This is a genomic window from Alteromonas sp. 5NS40-0096, from assembly GCF_057544385.1.
Map to the genome: position 1 here is coordinate 311,017 of NZ_BAAJLQ010000002.1, position 22,110 is coordinate 333,126.

General features: G+C 46.3%; 16 protein-coding genes. 11 read left to right on the plus strand and 5 right to left on the minus strand.

The features are described 5' to 3' along the window. The first annotated feature begins 266 nt into the window (after positions 1-266). The 9 genes from AC27G9_RS07315 (at position 267) to AC27G9_RS07355 (ending at position 13,985) form a co-directional block, all read left to right on the plus strand. On the plus strand, positions 267-1,016 hold the full coding sequence (locus AC27G9_RS07315) for a FadR/GntR family transcriptional regulator (protein ID WP_487072592.1): 750 nt from the start codon (positions 267-269) through the stop codon (positions 1,014-1,016). 204 nt (positions 1,017-1,220) lie between these two features. Further along, the gene (locus AC27G9_RS07320) at positions 1,221-2,690 is read left to right on the plus strand and encodes a family 16 glycosylhydrolase (protein WP_487072594.1); all 1,470 of its coding nucleotides are present in this window, start codon (positions 1,221-1,223) and stop codon (positions 2,688-2,690) included. 39 nt (positions 2,691-2,729) lie between these two features. Then, the gene (locus AC27G9_RS07325) at positions 2,730-4,250 is read left to right on the plus strand and encodes a sulfatase-like hydrolase/transferase (protein WP_487072596.1); all 1,521 of its coding nucleotides are present in this window, start codon (positions 2,730-2,732) and stop codon (positions 4,248-4,250) included. Beyond that, complete coding sequence (locus AC27G9_RS07330; protein WP_487072598.1) at positions 4,240-5,682, plus strand: sulfatase-like hydrolase/transferase; 1,443 nt, start codon at positions 4,240-4,242, stop codon at positions 5,680-5,682. Before AC27G9_RS07325 ends, AC27G9_RS07330 begins: the two co-directional genes overlap by 11 nt. Positions 5,683-5,853: 171 nt before the next feature. Then, positions 5,854-7,005, plus strand: a complete 1,152-nt coding sequence (locus tag AC27G9_RS07335) for a mandelate racemase/muconate lactonizing enzyme family protein (protein ID WP_487072600.1) — start codon at positions 5,854-5,856, stop codon at positions 7,003-7,005. Next, positions 7,002-8,429, plus strand: a complete 1,428-nt coding sequence (locus AC27G9_RS07340; protein WP_487072602.1) for an aldehyde dehydrogenase family protein — start codon at positions 7,002-7,004, stop codon at positions 8,427-8,429. Before AC27G9_RS07335 ends, AC27G9_RS07340 begins: the two co-directional genes overlap by 4 nt. Positions 8,430-8,516: 87 nt before the next feature. After that, the gene (locus AC27G9_RS07345) at positions 8,517-9,893 is read left to right on the plus strand and encodes a family 16 glycosylhydrolase (protein ID WP_487072604.1); all 1,377 of its coding nucleotides are present in this window, start codon (positions 8,517-8,519) and stop codon (positions 9,891-9,893) included. Then, the gene (locus AC27G9_RS07350; protein WP_487072606.1) at positions 9,890-11,761 is read left to right on the plus strand and encodes a CRTAC1 family protein; all 1,872 of its coding nucleotides are present in this window, start codon (positions 9,890-9,892) and stop codon (positions 11,759-11,761) included. The genes AC27G9_RS07345 and AC27G9_RS07350 overlap by 4 nt, the downstream gene beginning before the upstream one ends. A gap of 7 nt (positions 11,762-11,768) precedes the next feature. Further along, the gene (locus AC27G9_RS07355) at positions 11,769-13,985 is read left to right on the plus strand and encodes a tetratricopeptide repeat protein (RefSeq protein ID WP_487072608.1); all 2,217 of its coding nucleotides are present in this window, start codon (positions 11,769-11,771) and stop codon (positions 13,983-13,985) included. Between the two features lie 2 nt (positions 13,986-13,987). Here AC27G9_RS07355 and AC27G9_RS07360 read toward each other — a convergent pair whose 3' ends face one another. The 3 genes from AC27G9_RS07360 to AC27G9_RS07370 are packed head-to-tail and all read right to left on the minus strand — an operon-like array spanning position 13,988 to position 17,206. Then, positions 13,988-14,806, minus strand: coding sequence for an SDR family NAD(P)-dependent oxidoreductase (locus tag AC27G9_RS07360; protein ID WP_487072610.1), 819 nt, complete (start codon positions 14,804-14,806; stop codon positions 13,988-13,990). 1 nt (position 14,807) lies between these two features. Then, the gene (locus tag AC27G9_RS07365; protein ID WP_487072612.1) at positions 14,808-15,716 is read right to left on the minus strand and encodes an alpha/beta fold hydrolase; all 909 of its coding nucleotides are present in this window, start codon (positions 15,714-15,716) and stop codon (positions 14,808-14,810) included. Beyond that, positions 15,710-17,206, minus strand: a complete 1,497-nt coding sequence (locus tag AC27G9_RS07370) for a flavin-containing monooxygenase (protein ID WP_487072614.1) — start codon at positions 17,204-17,206, stop codon at positions 15,710-15,712. The genes AC27G9_RS07365 and AC27G9_RS07370 overlap by 7 nt, the downstream gene beginning before the upstream one ends. A gap of 82 nt (positions 17,207-17,288) precedes the next feature. Between AC27G9_RS07370 and AC27G9_RS07375 the strand changes: the two genes are divergently transcribed. Both AC27G9_RS07375 and AC27G9_RS07380 read left to right on the plus strand, forming a co-directional pair. Further along, positions 17,289-17,933 (plus strand): TetR/AcrR family transcriptional regulator, encoded by a 645-nt coding sequence (locus AC27G9_RS07375; protein ID WP_487072616.1) that lies wholly within the window; start codon positions 17,289-17,291, stop codon positions 17,931-17,933. A gap of 167 nt (positions 17,934-18,100) precedes the next feature. Next, entirely contained in the window at positions 18,101-19,231 is a 1,131-nt protein-coding gene (locus AC27G9_RS07380; RefSeq protein ID WP_487072618.1) for an ROK family transcriptional regulator, read from the plus strand. A gap of 10 nt (positions 19,232-19,241) precedes the next feature. On the opposite strand, the gene AC27G9_RS07385 is transcribed toward AC27G9_RS07380, so the two are convergent. Beyond that, a complete protein-coding gene (locus tag AC27G9_RS07385; RefSeq protein ID WP_487072620.1) occupies positions 19,242-20,984 on the minus strand; it encodes a sugar phosphorylase in 1,743 nt (580 codons plus the stop codon). Positions 20,985-21,022: 38 nt separating this feature from the next. Then, on the minus strand, positions 21,023-21,982 hold the full coding sequence (locus tag AC27G9_RS07390) for a kinase (protein WP_487072622.1): 960 nt from the start codon (positions 21,980-21,982) through the stop codon (positions 21,023-21,025). Positions 21,983-22,110: the final 128 nt, after the last annotated feature.

Below are 22,110 nucleotides of genomic sequence, written 5' to 3' on the forward strand. Positions count from 1 at the left end.
GTATTTCAACTCAACAATATGGTTTGCTTGGCCAGTTTGCATGCATTACTTGTAGGGTTTGTAAAAACAGTGGGGATTGATACTATGAAACAAACGAAAGGAACGCTGCGTTTAATAATTCATTTATATGAGTTTTAGCCTTTTAGCGTCAACGTGTTACGCGTACTGTTTTGTTAAAAAGAAACCAATGTCCTTTGTAGCGCTGGTTTGTCATAGATGCTATTATTAATTACGTCATATGTTTAACTGTTAGGATAATCACACTAATGAGTGAATTAGTTTATTACGACCTAAAGCGCGCAGCGAAAATGACTCCGAGTTTGTCTGTGCAAGTGGCTAAGGAAATTGGTCGTAGGATCGTTGCGGGCTCTTTTGAGCCAGGTACTTTGCTCGAAGAGGAAAACGCATTGGCCGAGCGTTACCAGGTCAGCCGTGTTGTTGTACGTGACGCAGTGAAAATATTGGTAGGTAAAGGGTTGCTTGACGTTCGCCGAGGTATTGGTACGCGAGTTCGCCCAAGAAGCGAGTGGACTTTACTCGATGATGATGTGTTGGCGTGGCACATCACAGCGCCGCCAAACAAGCAGTTTATCAGTCAATTAATGGACGTTAGATTGGCATTTGAACCAAAAGCTGCCAGATGGGCTGCTGAACGAGCCGATGAGGCATCTCTCAAAGCCATAGAAGAAGCCGTGGTACGTATGGAGCAAGAGTCTGGCTCGTTAGAGAAGTTCATCGTCGCAGATGCATTATTCCATCAAGCCGTTCTTCGCGCAGCACACAATGAGTTTTTGACGTCAATGGAGGGGATGATTTATTCCGCTTTGTTGGTAAGTGTGAGAATTACCAATCAGGATCCGAGAAACAACAGTGATTCTGTAAAATTCCACCGTGACGTGTATGAAATGATTGCTGCTGGAAAAGGTGAAGAGGCAGAACAATTAACGGAAAAGCTTTTGAAAGATGCCATTAGACGGTTAAAAGAGGCGTTTGGTGAGGATTTCCGAGAAGATTGAGCCTTATTCGATTGTAAAAAAAGCCAGAGTGAAAACTCTGGCTTTTTTGTTTCTGCGACGCATTACCGAGTATCAAAGGCTGGTTCCAGTCAGGGTTACGTTAGTGAAGTTAAACTTCATGTTAACAATTTCGTTATTCTCTTTACATTTAAACATAATATGTTTAAATAGATCTCATCATTTGTTGTCAGTTGAGTAATCGTAATGAATCGAGTGTTTCTTAGTCTCACTGGGGCCGTGTTTGGCTCGCTAAGTATAATGGGTTGTCAGCCAGACAGTGCTGGGCAAAATACGGTAACAAGTCATGATAATGCGTCGTCAGCTTTGATGTTGCCAATGACTGATCCTGAGAATCGCGGGGGTTGGGTGCTCAATGAAGCATTAAGTGATGAATTCAATCAACCCAGTATTGATCACGATAAGTGGCTAGTGCAGGGCTACAACGATGAATATTATATCTGGAAAGGCAGACCGCCCTCGCAGTTTGCGCCACACAATGTCTTTATCGAGGACGGTGTACTGCAAATACGAACCCAATGGGAACCAGATTTTGACTTCGCAAGAGAAAATTACGCTGATGGTGAACGCAATGACCAGTATGGCGTACATGAAGGCGAACCTATGCCCGTTACTACCGGTGCGGTGGTCAGTAAAAAGCGTTTTTTACACGGCTACATGGAGGCGCGAACGAAAGCTGTTGACGCTGCGATGACCAGTGCATTTTGGTTGATAGGGCATGAATCTGAGTTAGACGTTTATGAGCAAATGGGGAGCCCAAAAATTGATGCGAACATCAAAGAGGATACCTTTTTCTCGACGGTTCACGACTGGCGCCCCCCCGCAGTTCGTCCTACTTCCGCGTTTAATTACACGCAAAAAATGCCTTATCGAATGGCGGATGATTTCCATGTATTTGGTGTCGAGTGGGGCGAAGACTTTCTTAAGTACTTTATCGATGGTGAGTTAATTCATACGGTTTATCAAAGGGATGTTGAGAGTAAGTGGGTGCTTACCAATCCGATGGAAATTTGGTTCGACTCTGAAATTTTTGTGTGGTTGGGATTGCCTCACGCCGAAGAGTTGCCGGATAGCTACGAAATTGACTACATCCGGGTTTGGCAAAAACCGTCTGATAACCTACTCCAGTCACACTTTTTCGGCTTTGAAGGGCCTGCTCTATATCAAGATACTCCCCGTCCTTTAAAATTGTTACCGGAGCATGCTGATGACAATGGTTATCAAAAGTTTTGGCAAATTGACGAAGCCTCACAACCCTTTGCGTCGATTAGCTACGATCGTAAAGTAAATGGTTTACAAAGTTTGAAGTTCTATGCTGAAGAAGCACCTCAACAAGATGTTGTTGTTACCTCGCCGGAAGGACTGATCGATTTGGCTCCAGGGCAATATGAGCTTGAAATGAAAGTCCTAGTGATGACTGGGGGGGGACAACCCAATCGCGTTAATCTGGCACTAGAGAACACAGATATTACCTTGTCTCCGCTAAAATTTGGCGTAATGGCCAGAGGGTCATGGACGCCTTTTCGTCAGACCTTTGAAGTGAAGTCGCAAACCGGTGATAAAGCCAAACTGAAAATCTCTATTCCGAAGAAAGAGCTTGAAGGTAAAGGTAAAGGTGTCTTCATCGACAACATCAAAATTCGAAGAGTGGAGTAGTCAGCTGTGTCTGGCTTACTCACTCGAAGAGGAGCGACTTTGAGGTTCCTCGTCGCAATCTTGTCTGCGATTGTTTTTTCTAATGCAGGTGTGGCCTCAGAGATCAAAACAAACAAGCGGCCAAACGTGTTGGTTATTATGTTTGATGACATGCGGTTCGATACCTTTTCGTATCGTGGTGGCCCCGTTAATACACCTAACATCGATACTTTGGCATCTGAATCAACGCGTTTTGACAATGCCATGTCAACCACGGGTTTGTGTTCTCCTTCACGAGCGGCGTTTTATACCGGCAAATGGGGACATAAAACCGGTTTAGATGACAATGTGGAGTTGTACCACACAAGATTGGCAGAATTAGATCTTAAGGAAGGCGGATTACTTCGACAAGCCGCCGAATCGGGCTATCTGGTTGGGCATGTGGGCAAATGGCACTTAGGTGCACGCGGGACGGAATTGCGAGGAGCAGAAATCGACTTGGCCCACGGTCATGAACCCAGGCAACGATTTTCACGTGTCTACACGCCACGAGGTAAAGTCAATCAAATTGGGGGATACTACCAAGGTAAGCTCGACGCCGGTGAAGAAAAGCACGAATACTACAAAACGTTACCGGGAGGTTATGAGGACACTGAAGCCTTCAAGAAAGTCAAAGCCGGTAGAGCGATGCTATCCGAGATGGCTGCAGATTCTCGGCCGTTCTTTGGCATCGTAAGTTTTAATCAGCCGCATCCCGCCTACCGAGTACCTGAGCCTTACGCCAGTATGTTCAAGCCAGAGGATTTAGTCTTACCCAGCAATCATCTCGCTGTGCGTATGAACAAGCCGATGGCACAAGATGGCATTTGGTGGCCGTGGCATGATGTGGGCCATATGACAGACACAGATTGGCGTAAATCTCGCGCCTATTATTACGGTGCTATTGCTATGGTCGATCGCATTATTGGTGACATCATCGCGCACACTAAAGCGTTAGGGATCTATGAAGATTTGCATATCGTCGTTGTGGGCGATCAGGGATCGATGTTGGGCGAGCATGGTTTATACGACAAAGGCCCTTATGCTTATGACGAGTTGATGAGAATTCCGTTACTGGTAAAGCACCCTGCGATAGGGCCTAGAATCGTGTCACGACAAGTATCATTGTTGGATTTAACGCCGACTTTGACTGAGTGGATGAAGCTGGAGGGCGACCCTGAGTTTGACGGACATTCTCTTACTCCCTTAATGCTAGAAGGCGACAAAGCCGAAGAGGGTTTACCGGACACCGCGCTTTACGCTTATGAGTGGTACAACGGCGCTTGGTTTGGCATACGGGCAATCAGAACACCTCAATACAAATTCATATGGAATCCTGGTGAAGATATCGATGAGCTCTACGATTTAGTCACTGATCCTGGTGAGGTCAAAAATATGATAAGAGAGCCAGCCTACACTGAGGTTCGCGACGCCATGATTGAGGCATTATCGAACGAACTTAAACGCACAGATGACCCGGCATTGACTAAATTTCAGCATCACGCTCGGGCTTATTTAGAGAGTAGTAACAATGCAAAATAAGATTTCAACTTGGTTATTTATGTTACTTCTGCTGGGAACGTTTGGGAGTTATGCGAAAGCTGACGAACGTCCCAATATTTTGGTGATTATCACTGATGACCAAGGTTATGCAGATGTTGGGTATCATCAAATAGACAACAATGTAAAAACGCCAAGTCTAGACGAACTAGCGGGGCAGGGGGTGGTATTTAGTTCGGCATACGTTGCCCACCCCTTTTGTGGTCCTAGTCGTGCAGCCCTAATGACTGGGCGATATCCCCATAAAATAGGCGCCCAATTTAATCTGCCTGTCGACGGTTCTACGATGGGAATCGATACCAATGAGGTTTTTATTAGTCGAGCGTTGCAGGATGCGGGCTACTTTACTGGCGCTATTGGTAAGTGGCACTTGGGGGAATTACCCCAATATCACCCTAACGCCAGAGGCTTCGATGAGTTTTATGGCTTTTTGGGGGGGGGACACAAATTTTTCCCCACAGAGTACCAAGCACAATATGAGAAAGCGAAAGCCACAGGTGTGAAACGTTTCAACGATTACATCACCCCGCTTGAATACAATGGTCAGCAGGTCAAAGAAACCGAGTATCTGACTGATGCGTTTTCTCGTGAAGCGGTTACTTTTATCGAGAAAGCGGAAGCTAGGGCTGATCAACCGTTCTTTTTATATCTTGCATACAATGCCCCTCATGTACCTTTGGAAGCCAAAGCTGAGGATTTAGCGCATTTTGCGGATATAAAAGATGAAAAGCGCCGCACTTATCTCGCGATGGTGTACGGCGTGGATAGAGGAATCGCAAGGATTGTCGATTCGTTAAAAGCCACTGGGCAATATGACAATACTTTGATTGTATTTCTTAGTGATAATGGTGGAAATACGCGTTGGGGTGGGAGCAACGTCCCTTTGAGAGAGGGTAAAGGTAGCGCCCGCGAGGGTGGACATCGGGTACCTATGGTGTTTCATTGGCCGAAGGGGCTTGTGACAGCCAAAACTTTCACTCAACCGGTGTCAGCTCTGGATTTGTATCCAACCTTTCTGTCACTTGCCAATGTAGAAAAAGCGACAAGCAAACAACTTGATGGCAAGAGTATTCTTCCACACATCAACAGTGATACTAGCCCAAGAGCGGGAGAGAGTCTGTTTGTGATGCGACACCGCAAAGGATTTCACGATGTGTCTGTGCGTCGCGATCAATGGAAAGCGGTTAGAACAAAGTCGACAGGGAAATGGAAACTTTACAATATTGAAGAAGATATCAGTGAACAAGTCGACCTAAGTAAAAAGTTTCCCCACATATTGAGAGACTTAGTAAAAGACGCGGGACACTGGGCATGGTCTAACAAACCACCACTGTGGTTCCATATTCACCAAGAAGGTGATGATTGGCGAGCTGCCAATATGCCTCGATTTGGTGAAACCTTCAAAGTGAATTGAGCTCGCTAACTCACTAGCGCAGCTGCCTCCCTCTATATCAATACTCGTGTTGACATTGAAATAGGGGTAAAACAATTGAAATATAAACATCATATGTTTATATTTATAGGATATTAGTTTTTTGCAAAGAGTCTACCCGGTAGCAAAAAACGAGATTGATAGAGTAATGAAATGAGAATTGAATGTATTAAAACCTACCATTTAAGGTGTGATCTCACTCAGCCTTTTGGATTCTCTCAATGGTATTACAATCAAAGGAACATACTGGTTGTCGAAATCATCGCAGATAATGGTTGTTCGGGCTGGGGTGAGTGCTATGGCCCAGCAGACGTAATTCAAACCGCAGTTGATAAGTTTTATGCACCTAAACTTGTCGGAGAAGACCCGATATCTGTCGATGCGCTTTGGCACAAAATGTGGCGCTCATCACTCGATTTCGCACGCGGTGGGATCATGATGGCGGCAATGTCTGGGATTGATATGGCACTTTGGGACTTAAAAGGTCAATACTTAAATCAAAGTGTTGGGCAGCTGATGGGCGGTAAACTGCGAGATAGCGTGCCTTGCTATGCAACAGGCATGTACTATCGAGATTTGCCCGAGGCACAATTGCTCGAGGAGTTAGTCAACGAAGCGCAAACCTACGTTGATGCAGGGTTCAAAGCGCTTAAAATTAAGGTGGGCAAGAACGTTCAATTCGATACTCAGCTCATTGAAAATATGCGGCAACGGTTTCCGTCGTTAACACTCGCTGCAGACGCCAATCATGCCTATGACTTGTCAGAGGCAAGCCAAATTGCTGATGTGTTGAGCCAGAATCAATATGCGTGGTTTGAAGAGCCTGTTTCTCCAGAGCAGTATCAGCACTTTAAACAACTCAGTGACAAATATAGCGTACCAATTGCCACTGGCGAGTGCGAACAAACTCGGTTTGGCTTTAGCCGATTGCTCGACGGCGGTGGTATTCAAGTTTTACAGGCCGACATGGGCTATTGTGGAGGGCCAAGCGAAGGGCTAAAAATCCGCACATTAGCGTCGGCGAGAGGCGTTAACATGATTCCTCATGTGTGGGGAAGTCAGTTTAACCTTGCAACAGCTTGCCACTTTTTGTCGACGTCCTATCATGAGCCAGGACGTGCTGAGGAAGCGCCTTTGTATTTAGAATATGACAGAACCGAAAATCCATTAAGAGATGATATCTTTTTACAGAAAGTAAAGGTAGTTAAAGGCGTAGCCCATGTCCCAACAGGACCTGGCTTGGGGGTACAAATCGATACCACTGCAATGGCTGCTTTTACGGTAAATAAGACGGAGGCCCTATGAGCCAAGAATTACACATGCTAATTGACGGCAAGATGACATCTGCTTCCCAGTGCTTTGAGGTGTTAAACCCTGCGACGGGCGAGTCGATTGCGAAGGTTCCTGATATCAGCATCGAGCAAGTTCACGATACGATTGAAGCCGCAGAAAAAGGCTTCGAATTGTGGTCTCAAACCAGTTTGCAGGTCAGAGAATCCTTGATTCTTGCCTACGCGGATTTGTTGGAAGCCAACAAAGACGACATCATTGCGCTACTTATCGAAGAAACGGGCAAGCCATTGGACAATGCCGAATATGACTTTGGTATGCTAGTCACTTGCTTGCGTTTTTTCATCGAAGAGGCAAAACGGATTGAGCAACCTGTGATGGTAGATCCAGAAGACAGGTTTCACCATTTTATCCAACGTCAGCCTCTTGGCATAGTCGTAGGTTACCTCGCATGGAATTTCCCTCTGCTAAACCTAGGATACAAGCTAGGGCCAGCATTGGCTTCGGGTTGTAGTTGTATTATCAAACCATCTCAAGTGACGCCCCTAGCGTCGCTAAAATGCGCAGAGCTGGCGCGCGAAGTTGGTTTTCCTGATGGTGTGGTGAATATCATTACCAGTAACAACTACGACAATACGAACCCACTACTGACTACTGAAAAAACAGCGTTGTTTACCATGATAGGGTCGACATCATCTGGCGTTAAAGCGATGCAAACTAGCTGTACTAGCGTTAAGCACTTTTCGGTAGAGCTAGGTGGAAACGCGCCAGTTGTTGTTTATGCGGACGCTGACTTAGACAAAGCTGTTGACGATATTATAGACCTGAAGTTTAGTAATTCAGGCCAGGTTTGTGTATCACCTAATCGCTGCTTTGTTCATGCCTCTTTAGTCGAAGCATTCACTCAACGGGCCGTTGAACGAGCGTCTCAATTGGTACTGGGTACCGGCGATAGCGATGCGCGTTTGATGGGGCCCTTGAGCAGCGATAAAGAACGCAATCGCATCCTGCAGTTGATACAAAACGCGGTTAAAAGTGGAGCAGTTGTAGAGCTTGGTGGCAATGTCCCTGATGCAATGCCAGGATTCTATTTGCTGCCGACCATTCTATCGGGTGTGACCGAAGATATGGACATCGCACGCACAGAAATATTCGGTCCAGTGCTGAATATTATTCCTTTTGATGATTCACAAGATGTGATTGCGATGGCCAACAACACCGAATTTGGGCTCGCAGCCTATGTGTACACGCAGTCACTGAAACAAGCTTTTGACGCATCAAAACGGATTAACGCAGGTAGTATTTGTGTCAATGAAGCACACTACTCAGTGCACCTACCACATGGCGGTCTAAAGCAAAGTGGTGTAGGTAAAGACTGTTCAAAATACAGCTTACAAGAGTTTTACTCGACTAAGCGTATTTCCATGTTAGTGAAATAACGCTTACTTCCAATCCAATCAGTAGACCTTGCTCCTTATTAACATAAGGAGCGGGATGATTGCGCCTATTATTCGGGAGCATTACCTATGTCCTATTACCTAAAACTAACGACACTACTGTGCCTGTATAGTCTTTCATCGCTATGCAACAGCGCCGATGTTACGCCTTTATCTGATCCTAAAAATACCGGAAACTGGGTGCTTAACACGGACATCAGTGACGAGTTCGATGGTGAAACTATTGATCCCAAGAAGTGGTTTGTACAAGGCACGGATGGAGAATTTTATATTTGGAAAGGCCGAGCACCTTCTCAGTTCGCCCCACACAATGTCTACTTGCAAGATGGCCGCTTAAAAATAAGAACACAATGGCAACCTGATTATCCATTCATAGGGAAGCCACCTGCAAAACAAGGTGTGGCTCGCTATGAGAATATAACGACTGGCGCCATGATTAGTCACCACAACTTTCTGTACGGGTATATGGAAATTCGCGCCAAGATTCCCGATGGCGCGATGACAGGTGGTTTTTGGGGCACTGGTTATCAACAAGAGTTGGACGTGTTTGAATTGATTGGCAAGGTTAAACAGGGTAACACCACACCTGAGTCGACATTTATCACATCGATTCACGATTGGCGTCCAGGTCACCCAAAAGTCAATAAAGTGTGGAAATATCCCTATCGCATGGCGTCGCGAACCGCCGAAGATTTTCATACCTATGGTGTGGAGTGGCGACACGATGCTTTGCTAGTGTATCTCGATGGCAAACTGCTGTACCACGCAACACAATTTGAAATGGCAGACAGTTGGTTACTCAACAACCCTATGGAAGTCTGGTTGGACTCGGAGGTCTTCCCCTGGCACGGTATTCCCGAGCAACATGAGTTGCCTGTTTATTTTGATGTCGATTACGTCAGAATTTGGCAAAAGCCCCCAACCGGCATTTTGGCGCCTCAGTTCTTCGGCTTTGAAGGCCCTTTGCTACAAAATACGTTTTACAAACCGGGCCTGAGAAAACAACACGAACTCGATTGGCATATTAGCGACGCAGACAAGCAATTCCTTTCCATTACCTCACATCGTGATTTCCAATATGCCGCGGGCAGAAGGAGCTTGCGTTTTCAACGTCATGCGCACGTACCATTCAAGCAAGCTACAATCACGACACTTGCGCCTGTCATGTCGCTAGATAATGGGCAATATGAGCTGTGTTTTGATATCTGGATTGCACCCTCGACTCAACTTGATGGGCTCACTATTGAACTTGGTGAGAAACGTTATCAAGTCGGGGTTTCACCCAATATTGAGCGAGGAAAATGGGTAAAAGTGCATCATGTGATTAGCCACACCACGTCCAGTGAAGCCGAAGCATTTGCACTGATAGTCGAACAGAGGAATTTGGGTACAAAAGAGCAACTTTGGTTTGTAGATAACATCCAGTTGCAGGAGGTGGAGAGATGAGCGACAGATATCAAGGTATTCGGCTAAGTATGCTATTTGCTCTGTTATTTATAGGTTTGATGGGATGCCAACAACGTCATCATTTCCCATCGCCTGAAGCTCCTTGGTTTGTGGAAAGCGAAAGCGTGTTGCCATTAGAGCCCCGTTCAAGGCGCAAATGGGATGCTGCCGTAATCAGTGACCTCGATCGAGATGGCTTTGAGGACCTGCTTTTGACCGATCACGGGTATCGAATCAACATTTATTGGAATAACCAAGGGAGCTTCAGTGAGCCTCAAGTACTCATTATTGGAGATACGCATGGTATTGCTGTCACCGATATTGATTTCGACGGCAGAACTGATGTTCTGGTTTCAATGGGGGGCGGAGGAGGTAAAAAGCCGCGCTATCCGATGAGATTTATCGTCGGGTCTGATCGGCAAATAGGTAAAGGTGAGCCCTTTCCCCTTTTTGCAAGAAGCCGAGGACGGGGCATCAAGCTACTCGACGCCGATCAGGATGGTGACGCAGATGTCTTCTTTACTGCATTCCCGCTTGACTCTCAGCCGCAAGGTGCCAATTATTTTTACCAAAATATGCAAGGGGAATTGGAGTACGAACAGTTATTGCCACAAGCAAAATGGTTAGGCTACAAATCACTAGTCACCTTGATCAACGATGACAATGACCCAGATGTATTACTCTACGGTGGGGAAAATATGATCGCAGTTGTAGGGCAAATAGGGCGTCAATTTTCCGAACAAACTCGTGCCGTTTTAGGCGATCTAACGTCTATTTCTCATGGTTCTAGTATTACGCCATTCGACTATGACAATGACGGCGACCTTGATTTGTTTATTACTCGTGCGAAACATCAATTTGAAGAGCAACGCTATTTTGACGAAGTTCATCGCCGCTTTGGTTTTTTTGTTCGACGGCAGACATTTTTGTTTGACGATATGGTTGTCGACGGTAATTTCGAGTTAACGAACCTGCAAATGGCCTATCCGGATTTCGATGTATTTGTTGGTGAAACGCAGCGTCTTATCACCTTTGATGTCGACCGACATGGTGAAAAATGGCTTTCCCTCACACCAAATGAGGCGAAGGGTTGGCCAGAAGAGGTGCGCAAACCAGGTCTGTACATCGGTTATGTCGGTAACGGCATGTGGCGTGTCGGTGGACATACGACTGCGCCGATGGCGGGTGTCATTAATCGCGTGCTATCAACACCAGATACTACAGCGCCTGTGAACCTTCCAGCGAAACTGCTAGAAAATCGCGATGGTCACTATGTTGATGTGACTGCACAGATGGGAATCGCAATATCAGAACAAACCAGTCACGCCACTAGTATAGACGTGGACAATGATGGCTGGCTCGACTTGGTCGTAATGCGCTATGGTTCGATGGCGCAACAAAACGAACAGTTAGTGTATCGCAATCAAAAAGGGTCCAGCTTTGAGAAGATCGCGTCTCAACAACATGGAATTATCTCTAAGGAATTAGGGGCAACCGGAAGCGGTATTGTTGCAGTTGATATAGATGCCGATGGTGACGAGGACACTGTGTTTGCGAATGAGAGGGGCCGGTGGCATGTGTTCTTGTCTAGCGCTAACCAGATCAATAGCTATGTTGCTTTTGATTTGGCAAATCTGTCGAAGCATAGTCTAGTGGATAGTCGCCTAACCATTAAGGCATGTGGTCATTCACAAACTCAGTGGCTAAGTGCAGTATCGTCTGGCTTTTCAAGTTACGCCAGAACCAAGGTGCATTTTGGTGTTGGGCAGTGTCATAATATCGAGAGTGCGCGTTTGGTATTGAGTACAGGTAAGGTTTTTACCCTTAACGGCCTTGAAAGCGGACGTACACATACCTTTAACCCCTAATGAATTAATGTTTGGGATTGTAGCCATTTTGTTCACTCGCCACCGCCTTACTAGCCTATTCAATGTCCTGAACATTTGTTTTGGTGTAATGCTTTCTACGGCATTAAGTGCGAGCGAGGTTACTCAATGTCAGTCGTGTCATCAAAAGGTCGTTGATCAGTGGCAGAAATCAGACCATGCCAAGGCAATGGCGCCAGCGACATCGCAAAACGTATTGGGTAATTTTGACGGCGAAGTATTAACGCATTTTTCTCAACATGTGCGCTTTACGATAGATGATGGTGTTTACTTCGCTGAGTTAACACACGAGAAGCAAACCCATAAACACAAAATTGACTATGTATTTGGTCACTATCCTCTGCAACAGTATCTGGTTAAGGCGGAAGGAGGGCGTTATCAGGTTTTGCCCTTTTCATGGGATAGCCGAGCAAAAGAGGCGGGTGGCCAGAAATGGTTTCCTGTTTATGTGGATGAAGATATCAAGGCCAAGGACCGATTACATTGGCAGCAGCCTATGCAAAACTGGAATGGTATGTGTGCCGACTGCCATTCATCAGGACTCAAGCGCCAATTTGATCATGGTGCTACTCAGTTTGACACCGTATTTGATGAAATCAATGTGTCTTGTCAATCGTGTCATGGACAGGTGTCACCTGCGCACAGTTCATCTGCGAGTCACGATGACAATTTTACCTCCCCCCATCGTGTTGGTGGGCTGACATCACACGAACAAAAGGCATTGGGGTACTGGTTGAGAAACCCATCGGATTCTGTTGCTCGTTGGCAAGGTGAAGCCAGAGACAATACTTTTATGGATACGTGTTTCGGCTGTCATTCGTTGCGTTCGCCCCTTACCGATGGAATCGATCCTAACAAAGCATTTTTAGATCAGTTTAGTCCTTCATTTATTACGCCACCGCTCTATTTTGCTGATGGCAAAGTAAAAGAGGAGGTTTATGTCTACGGTTCATTTTTGCAAAGTAAGATGTTTGCCGCTGGGGTGAACTGCCTCGATTGCCATGACTCCCATACCATGAAAGTCAAAGTGAAAGGTAATGGCTTATGTCTTCAATGCCATTCAGCTGAAACCTATGAAGCGACTCGCCACAGCCATCACCCTAGTGATTCGGTAGGCAATCAATGCGTGAATTGCCACATGCCGGTAACCAATTTTATGGGGGTGGATGCACGTCGAGAGCACAGCTTCACTGTGCCTAAACCCGCTATCGCTAGGGAAACAGGAAGCCCTTCAGTATGCTTGTCGTGTCATGACACTCAGAACCATACATGGGCCCAACGGGCTATTGTGAATTGGTTCGGTGCAGAGGGAACATTGACTGCGGGGGAGCGAGGGTTTATCGACTTCATGCAGAATAAAGTTCAAAGTGAAGAAGCGATATTTGCAGTCATTGCTGATACTAGGCTACCAGTGATAAAACGAGCCAGTGTTATTGCTAGGTTGCCACAGGTGAGAACGCCGTTGTCATCTGGTTCATTAGCGCCCTATTTTTCCCATAAAGAGCCCTTAATTCGTCTTGCTAGCGTGCAAGCCAGTGTATTGTTGAACCCATCAGAGAAGCGACAGTTTCTGCTGCCTTTGGTGACCGACGAGTATCGCGCCATAAGAGTCGCTGCAGCCAATCAGTTAGTTGGCTTGTCATTGGATAATCACGTTGAATATAAACAGGCATTGGAAGAATTGAGCCTGTCGAATCAAGTTGATCTTTGGCGTGGAGAGGGCAATCTCAACCAGAGTTTAGTTGAATATAAATTGGGTAATACTCAAGCGTCTCTCAAGTACTTACTAAAAGGCATCGAAATCGATCCGCATTTCGAAGTGAACTACATCAACCTTGCCGATTTGTATCGGAGTTTAGGCGATAGTCAAAATGAGCGGTTGACCTTCGAACGCGCTATTGAACACAACCCCAATAGCGATATTGTTTTTTACAGTTTTGGGATGTACAACGTTCGCGCGGGACAATTGGATAAAGCTGTCGTGGCATTCGGGAAAGCCTTAGACTTGTCACCAAGTAACCCGAACAATTGGTATCTTTATGCACTAGCCCTTGATAAACAAGGTCAAGGTGAACAAGCTCTCGATGCACTGCGCCAAGGTGTAGAGGTCACAAGAGATAGACAGCTACTACAACTTGGCCTTAGTTTGGCGCAGAAATATCAGAATGCAAAGGCGTATCAATTCTTTATGCAATTCTCAAATTGAGACTATTTACTCAAATTCATGAGCTTTTCCACGATCGGCCAGTAGCGAACGGGAAAAAGTCTTTCGATAAAACCCAGTAATTTGGCATCAGAGCCAATAAGTAGGCGTGCTTTGTCGCGATGCAACGCATCGATAATGTATGTCGCCGCCTGACTGGGCGGCATTTTGAGAAGCTTTTTGGCTTCGGCTTGCCTTTGAGACACTTCCTCACTGGGAATGCCATCGGCGATTTTGGCGTTGCGGGCTATGGCCGTGGCAATGCCTCCCGGATGCACCACTAGCACACCCACATTGGTTTGGTTCAGCTCGTGTCGCAACGCATTACTGAATCCTCTCACCGCAAATTTACTGGCGCTATACGCCGATTGGCCGGGCGGCGAAATCAAGCCATACAGGCTTGAAATGTTGACGATTTTGGCCGGCTGATTGTGGCGCTTTAGAAGGGGAAGGAACTGCCGTGTTAAATCAACCAGTGCCTCAAAGTTGATTCGCATTAGCCAATCGAAATCGGTTGGTGCGGTTTGTTCAAAGCTTCCTCCTAGGGCAACGCCAGCGTTATTGATCAGCATGTGAACTTGCGAATGGTGAGACATTACCTCATCCGCTAGTAAAAGCGTTTGTTCTCGGTTTGCCAAATCGAGGGCATGACAAGAGATCCTGATATCCGGCCTTGTAATCAATCGTTGGGTTTTTTCCAACCCCTCGATATTGCGGTCTACCAAAGCTAAATGGCACCCTTGGGCCCCAAGTTGAATAGCCAAGGCTTGACCAATTCCACTCGCCGCTCCCGTTAGCACCGCAGTTTGACCTTTTAGTTCCATGTTAGCTTCCCTGCGTACTATTGGCGTGTGTCAGAATCAGTTGAGCGAGGCGATGTGATTGATGCTCATCGATTTGATGGCGCATTCCTTCCAGTACATGGTATGTCGCGTTAGGAATAGCCTCGGCAGTGGCCTTACCCCCTGACGGATGCACCATGGGATCTTTGTCGCCGTGAATAACCAAACTTGGGATCGTTAACTGATTTAAGTTTCTTGTGCGATTGCCCGATTTGATGATGGCACCAATCTGCCGGAATACGGCTTTGGGGTCAGCTTTTTGGCCATTTCGCACCCAAGCAAGCGACGAATATTTACGCCAAGCGTCTTGGGCGTTCGGGCGAGTTGGGTCGCCGATATGTCGCATCATGTCACTGTAGTTATTTACCGCATCTTGCTCTGTTCGAGGTGCTTTAGCCCGCATGATTCGCCATATTGTACTTAGTGACGGCTGCCCCACATTACGCTTGCCTGTGGTGGAAAAAATTGAGGTGAGACTGGCAACTTTATCGGGGTGATGAATGGCGAGCGTTTGCGCTATCATGCCCCCCATAGACATACCGACAATATGTGCCTGTTTAACGTTGAGATGCTCTAGTAACAACGCGGTATCTTCTGCCATATCCGTCAGGCAGTAAGCTCCTTCAGGAGCCTTCCGCATGATTTGTTGAAATTTGTCGGGGTGCGGCGTTGTCGCGCGAGAAGAGCGGCCGGCGTCGCGATTGTCAAAACACACAACATGGAAACCGTCAGCCACAAGCCTGTCGACTAGCGCTGCAGGCCAGTAGACCATCTGTAATCCCAACCCCGCAATCAGTACGATGGTCTGGTGAGCGGGATCGCCGTGAGTCGAGTAGCAAAGCTGCACATCGTTGGGCAGGGTGACAAATTGCTCTTGATGATTAACTAACATACTTGCTCCTTTTCGGGACTTGAGCTGGGGTCGAAACGCAACGCGGGGTCGTCGATTTTTCCCTTTCTAAATATTTTTACGTCTTCACCATAATTCCATGACATAGACCACGGAAACGCATCAGCTTGCTTGGGTAAGGTGTCTAGCGATCGCTGGATGTAGCCCGCACCGAAGTTGAGTAACGGTTGCGTGGACAGAGCAGCGTCAGCCTCGGGTGTACAAACGCCATAGTGGTGTTTGTCCATATGGTTGAGCAAGCGGGTAAAATGCTCGCACAACAGGCCAATTTTTAATGTCCAAGATGAGGATGTATATCCCACAGCAATGGCTAGATTCGGTACACCACTTAGCAGCATACCTTTGTAGGTTACGCAGTCAGGCAGATTAACGGGCACATCGTCTATGTGAGGTGTGAGCCCACCCAGCGGATTGAGGTTTAAGCCTGTTGCCGTCACTATGATATCCGCTTCAATGTGTTCACCACTGTCTAATTCGATCCCCGTTTGAGTGAACGCTTTGATCGTATCGGTAGCGACGCTTGCTTTTCCTTCACTAATCACCTTGAACAAATCCCCTCCCGGTACTGCGCATAAACGTTGTTCCCACGGGTTGTACGGTGGGTTGAAATGTTTATCCACGGGGTAGCCTTCGGGCAGTACTTTTTTGTTCAACCAACGAATGAGTTTTCTCGCTCTGTCAGGGTGTTTTTGACAAAACTGATACACCCATCGCTGTTTGGCGATATTAAAGCGTCGAGTGAGTTTAAACGTGAGAGATTCGCCCAATATAGGCTTGAGTTTATTAGCAAGCACCGCGGTATCTGGTACAGGTAAAACGTATGAGGGCGTGCGCTGTAACATGGTAATATGAGCAGTGCTATCCGCCATTGCCGGTACTAGGGTTACGGCAGTCGCGCCGCTTCCAATCACCACGACTCGTTTATCGCGGTAATCTAAATCCTCTGGCCAATGTTGTGGGTGCACTATTGTTCCCGTAAACAAAGATTGATTAGGGAATGTGGGCGCATAGCCTTGATCATACCGATAATAACCCGACGCATTAAATATCCACTTTGCTTTGACGACAAACGGTGCGCTCTTTGTTTGGGGTTGCACACAAATATGCCAGCGTTGTTCTCGACTTACCCAGTTAAGAGACTTCACTTTATGGCCAAACTGGATGTGTTCTTTCACCCCATATTCATTTGCAGTCTCTTCGATATAACGCTTGATAGAGGGCCCGTCGGCAATGGCCTTGTCTTCTTTCCAAGGTTTAAAATCGTAGCCAAAAGTGAACAGGTCCGAATCAGAGCGTATGCCGGGATACTTAAATAAGTCCCATGTACCACCTAAGTCTTCTCGAGCCTCGATAATGGTGAAACTTAACTGGGGACATTTCATGGTTAAGTGGCAAGCCGCACCAATACCCGATATACCCGCACCAATTATCAGTACGTCTACTGTTTTTGTGTTGATTGTCGCTTCTGTCATGTGGTTACCTTTATGTGATAACGCTTGTTGTCACTTTAATGTAAGTTGTGACAACGACTGAGTCAATGAGTATTATTTACGCATGAGCACGAAAAAAACGTCACAACCTAAACCTAATGAGCGTACCTACTCGGGTATTTCACTATCAGAGAGAGTCGCAAAACGCCGAGAATGCTTTGTCCAGGCCGGTATCGAGTTATTCGGTACGATTGGATACAACGCCACAACGATGCGCAGATTGGTATCGGCATCGGGTCTTACCAACCGTTATTTTTACGAATCTTTCGAGTCGATGGAGGACTTGTTGATAGCGTGTTATGAAAGTTTAATGACTGGATTTCGCGATCGTTTACAACAAGTATTGCTCAATGCAAAGGAGCAAAGTCAAATCAATGTAAAAGACGGTTTGCTATGCTTTTTTGAGGCAATGCAGGACCCCAAATTTGCTAAGATTACCCATAGTGAAGTATTGGGCATCAGTACCAAAGTCGATGCTACCTATAACCGAAAAAGCGCGGACTTCGCGGTATTGCTGATGAGCTACCTAGAAGAGAACGAAGCTATTGTTATCGACCCGGCCGAAAAACAGATTATTGGCGCGGCCTTGGTAGGGGCAGTGACCCACGCGGCGATGGTGTGGGTGAAAAGCCATTATCAGCAACCCATTGATGTGGTAGTCGAAGCGGCGCGAAAGATTTTCGAAGGTACCTTAAGAGAAATGACGTAAGGTAAAATATCAAAGTGAGCTAATACCCTAGGCTGGATTCTAGACGGCAAAAAGGTTTATATTAGAAAAATACAAGATTGCATAAGTCTTCGGTTTGGTTTTGCCAATCACGTTAAAGATAGATATCAGGGATTTTCGTTATTTTATCATCTAGCAGTTTTCAGTTAATGTCGGAAACATTTGCGCTCAGTCGCAATCAAGAGTTGTTCAGTGCTCCGGCAAGGCAAATCACGAGTAAAGTTTTTTGGCATCCAGGTATCTCTCAACGAGAAATCGTAGACCAAACACAAATCGCTCAACAATCTGCTTCGCGAATCATCAAAGACCTCATCGATAGCCAAGTACTGCTCTGCAAAGAACGAGCGCCTACTGGAGGGAGAGGTAAGCCGGGCGTCGATTTGTTTATGAACCCTGACTTCGCTTATGGCTTGGGGATCGCGGTTACGCCCGAATACATTACGCTTACCCTGATTGATTTAGAGGGCAAGACGCGCCATACCTATTCTCAAACTCCGGATGCGTTGGATGTAGAACATGTAATGGCAACGTTGCAATCATTCTACGACCAAATGAAGCGAGAAACCGAGCTAGACCTAACACGGATTTTGGGATGTGGGGTTGGTATTGCGGGGTATTTTGTTCAAGAAGAAACCCAAATGAACTACCCGTATTTCATCGAGCACTGGATGAATATCGACATTATTGAATTGTTCGAAAACGCATTTCAGGTACCGGTTTGGATTGAAAACGATGCTACCGCAGCAGCCGGTGGAGAGGGGGTGGCAGGCGCTGGACGAGTGTATACTGATTTCGCTTACCTCTATATTTCTACACTATTTGGTGGCGGGATTGTGGCCAATCGAGAAGTAGTGCGCGGGGCAAATGGCAATGCCGGAGAACTTGCTGAGCTCCTTCCTCCTGGTGTGTATCCGCACCCGAACCTCAATTTGTTAAAGACAATACTGGATCGCAATAACCAACCGTATGAATCTGTGATCGACATGCTAAATCGAGTGGATGTCGAAGATCCCGGCGTCGATGAATGGGTCCATTATTGTAAGAACTCTCTGATTCTGGTGATGTCGGCTTGTGCAGCATTATTGGATACACAAGCTATTGTGATTGGTGGCCGTATCACTGATCCCTTGATCAAAAAATTACTCGACGTTGCCTACATCTATGCGCAAAATCGCCGAAAATCGCCGCGACCACTGCCTGTGATGATTGGTGGTCAGATTAAAGGAGATGCCGTTGCGATTGGCGCTGCGGCTATCCCCTTTAGGCATTTCATCACATAATCACAAACGTTTAGTTGCTCAGCCAAATGCTTTGGTAGGGCTGGAGTGTAACGTCTGCTTGTAGGTCACTGTATTGTGTTTGCGACAGCAAGTCTGTCCAAGTGTCGGTCAATACTAAATTCAATTCACTGAGCGGCAAAGTTTGTGGTTTATCTGAAATGTTGGAGACGCAGAAGATAGACTGTTTGCGGTCTAAACTTTGTCGCCAATAGCCAAACAGTTGCAATCCCAGATGTAAAATGAATTGGGTGGCATTGGGGTGGAAAGCCGGCTGTGCCTTGCGAATATCGATCAGTCGCGTCAGCTCGCTATGGACTTTGTGATGATGTGAGCTGGTGTCTGCCAGTTCACTGGTAAGTGATTCATAGTCCCAACGATGTCGGTTGATTGAGCGATTGTGCTGGGTGTGCTTCACTTTTTCATAATCGTTGTGGGTCCCCACTAAGCTATGAATGTAGATACCCGGAATACCCTCCATGCCCAACATGACTGTATGGGCGCAAACGAAACGCTCTATACTCCATTTATCAGGGCCTTGCGTTGTGCCTTGTAAAGCATCAAACAGTGAAATGTTCATTTCATAAGGTTTTTGCTTACCATTTTCTCCGCTACGCCATGAAATGCGACCACCGAATTGTTGCATGGTATCCACTAGTAAGTTGACTTCTTGTTCTTGTAGTAGTCCTTCAACAGGGCGCAAGCCAATGCCATCATGTGAGGCAATAAAGTTGAAGTAGGTGGTGCCGTTTTGTGCTGGCGGCATGCTCATCAGCCAGCGCTTGAGGTAGAGGCAGTTTCCAGTGATCAATGTATTGACCAACAACGGCGGCAACGAAAAGTTGTAAATACAGTGAGCCTCATTGGCATTACCGAAATACGTCAGGTTCTGGGTGTTGGGAATGTTGGTTTCGGTGATAATGACAGCTTCGGGCTCAACATGTTCTATCAGTGTTCTGAACAATCGAATGATTTCGTGAGTTTGTGGCAAATTGATGCTCGATGATCCGGCTATTTTCCAAAGAAACGCGACGGCGTCCATTCTGAATACTGTGATTCCCGCATCTAAGTATTGGCGGATGATTTGGCTAAACGCGAGTAACACTTTGGGGTTCCTGAAATCGAAATCGACCTGATCGTGGCTGAATGTGCACCATACGTGTTGTGTGCCATTGGCAGTTTCCGTTTCTCTCAGTAGTGGAGAGGTGCGAGGGCGAACTACCTCGCTGAGATCACTTTGGGGATCTTCAGTAAAGAAGAAATCGTGACCCGTGCCTTGGCCTTTGACAAAATTTTGAAACCATAAACTGCGGCTCGAGCAATGGTTAACCACTAAATCTGACATGAGCTTGCGCTTTGATGCAATCGATTCAATATGCTGCCAATCCCCTAAGGATTCGTTTACCGAAGAATAGTCAATAACAGAAAATCCATCGTCAGAACTGAACGGAAAGAAAGGGAGAATGTGGACTCCGGTCAACGTATCGCCAAAATATTCATCCAGAAAGTGGTCTAGTGTGGCCAACGGTTTTTGGCCTTCTTGCATAACGCTATCACCATAGGTAATGGCAAAGATGTCTTGCTCAGTCCAGTTGTTCTGAAAGGGCGCGGGTGCTGCGAATTCACTATCTACACGCATAGCTTCTATCAGTTGTGATGCGATATCCGCGTAGCTTTGTTCTAATGCGACATCTTCATAGATGACAGCCAGTTGTTGTTGTAGCTTTTGGTGAATTTGGCTTACTGATTGGTACATATAAAATTACTCTCGGCAATAGCTCAGGCAAATAGGGGTTAGGCGAGTGACGACGGATGGTCCGGCACGATTTGTCTTAGGTTATTAAGTTGGTAAAAACTGTCACAGCGGCTCGGCAAGTCATGTAATGCGCGCTCCGTCAGTCTTTGAAAATGTTGAATAAAGTCGAAAATTTGGTTCTGTGTCATGACTTTACTGTTGGCGCCGTGTTTGGCGTTTTCAGCCAGCTTTTGTTCTTGTTCCCAACGCCATTTGTAGACTTGATTAAAGGAAGGAGCGCGCAACATTACCCAATGCTGCATTAACGAGTACAGAGGCTCGTACTCGTTTTTCAACTTGGTGTTGACGTATTTTCGCCATACACCTTGTCTGTCATTTTCCAGTTCAAATTGATTCATTGGCGACGCCAAGGCGGCATCCGATTCACTGGTAACACCCCAACACCATCCCTCGAACAGCACGACATCCACAGGTGCTTGAATGCGTGGCCAACGATCTTCGGGGAAAGGGTCATCAGTCGCTTTGTTAAAACGAGGAAGACTTACCTTATCTCGTGTATGGGCCAACCGATGTAGTGTGCGTTGGATTAGTTGCGTGTCATGTGTACCCGGTACGCCTCTTGTTTTTAGCAGCGGGTGAATGTGAGTCGAGAGTGTGGCGCGGTGATCGGCAGAATAATAGAAATCATCCAATGACAATACCGCTACAGTCAGCCCCTCTTTCTTCGCTAGGTACTCGCTCAAGAAATCAACCAGTGTTGATTTCCCCGAGCCTTGGCAGCCATTAATACCGACAAAGAAGGTGCCCTCTGACATGACATGCTTCAGTCGAATTTGTTCAGCGAGTGGGATAAACCACTGTTGAACGGTATCGACATAGCTGGCAGGTAATTTATGTCGATGTAAAAAGTCTGGCAAAAAAGTGTTGTCGATCATCGTTACTCCAATGACATCTCGAATACGCGGCACATTAATACCCAATGTGGGTGTTAATATCAAGTAAACTTACCGTGAATTTGCGAAATTTTGAACATTTTTCTGAATGCATTAGGATAATCGTAAATAAATAATACCCAAAATGGGTTGTAAAATATTTGTAAGTGTTTTATAACTGCATTGTTGCTTTT

Bases quoted from the DNA above. Each gene is read 5' to 3' on its own strand.
- AC27G9_RS07335 (WP_487072600.1), top strand. From the start codon at position 5,854: ATGAGAATTGAATGTATTAAAACCTACCATTTAAGGTGTGATCTCACT.
- AC27G9_RS07360 (WP_487072610.1), bottom strand. From the start codon at position 14,806: ATGGAACTAAAAGGTCAAACTGCGGTGCTAACGGGAGCGGCGAGTGGA.
- AC27G9_RS07345 (WP_487072604.1), top strand. From the start codon at position 8,517: ATGTCCTATTACCTAAAACTAACGACACTACTGTGCCTGTATAGTCTT.
- AC27G9_RS07315 (WP_487072592.1), top strand. From the start codon at position 267: ATGAGTGAATTAGTTTATTACGACCTAAAGCGCGCAGCGAAAATGACT.
- AC27G9_RS07385 (WP_487072620.1), bottom strand. From the start codon at position 20,984: ATGTACCAATCAGTAAGCCAAATTCACCAAAAGCTACAACAACAACTG.
- AC27G9_RS07370 (WP_487072614.1), bottom strand. From the start codon at position 17,206: ATGACAGAAGCGACAATCAACACAAAAACAGTAGACGTACTGATAATT.
- AC27G9_RS07365 (WP_487072612.1), bottom strand. From the start codon at position 15,716: ATGTTAGTTAATCATCAAGAGCAATTTGTCACCCTGCCCAACGATGTG.
- AC27G9_RS07355 (WP_487072608.1), top strand. From the start codon at position 11,769: ATGTTTGGGATTGTAGCCATTTTGTTCACTCGCCACCGCCTTACTAGC.
- AC27G9_RS07340 (WP_487072602.1), top strand. From the start codon at position 7,002: ATGAGCCAAGAATTACACATGCTAATTGACGGCAAGATGACATCTGCT.
- AC27G9_RS07320 (WP_487072594.1), top strand. From the start codon at position 1,221: ATGAATCGAGTGTTTCTTAGTCTCACTGGGGCCGTGTTTGGCTCGCTA.
- AC27G9_RS07330 (WP_487072598.1), top strand. From the start codon at position 4,240: ATGCAAAATAAGATTTCAACTTGGTTATTTATGTTACTTCTGCTGGGA.
- AC27G9_RS07350 (WP_487072606.1), top strand. From the start codon at position 9,890: ATGAGCGACAGATATCAAGGTATTCGGCTAAGTATGCTATTTGCTCTG.
- AC27G9_RS07380 (WP_487072618.1), top strand. From the start codon at position 18,101: ATGTCGGAAACATTTGCGCTCAGTCGCAATCAAGAGTTGTTCAGTGCT.
- AC27G9_RS07375 (WP_487072616.1), top strand. From the start codon at position 17,289: ATGAGCACGAAAAAAACGTCACAACCTAAACCTAATGAGCGTACCTAC.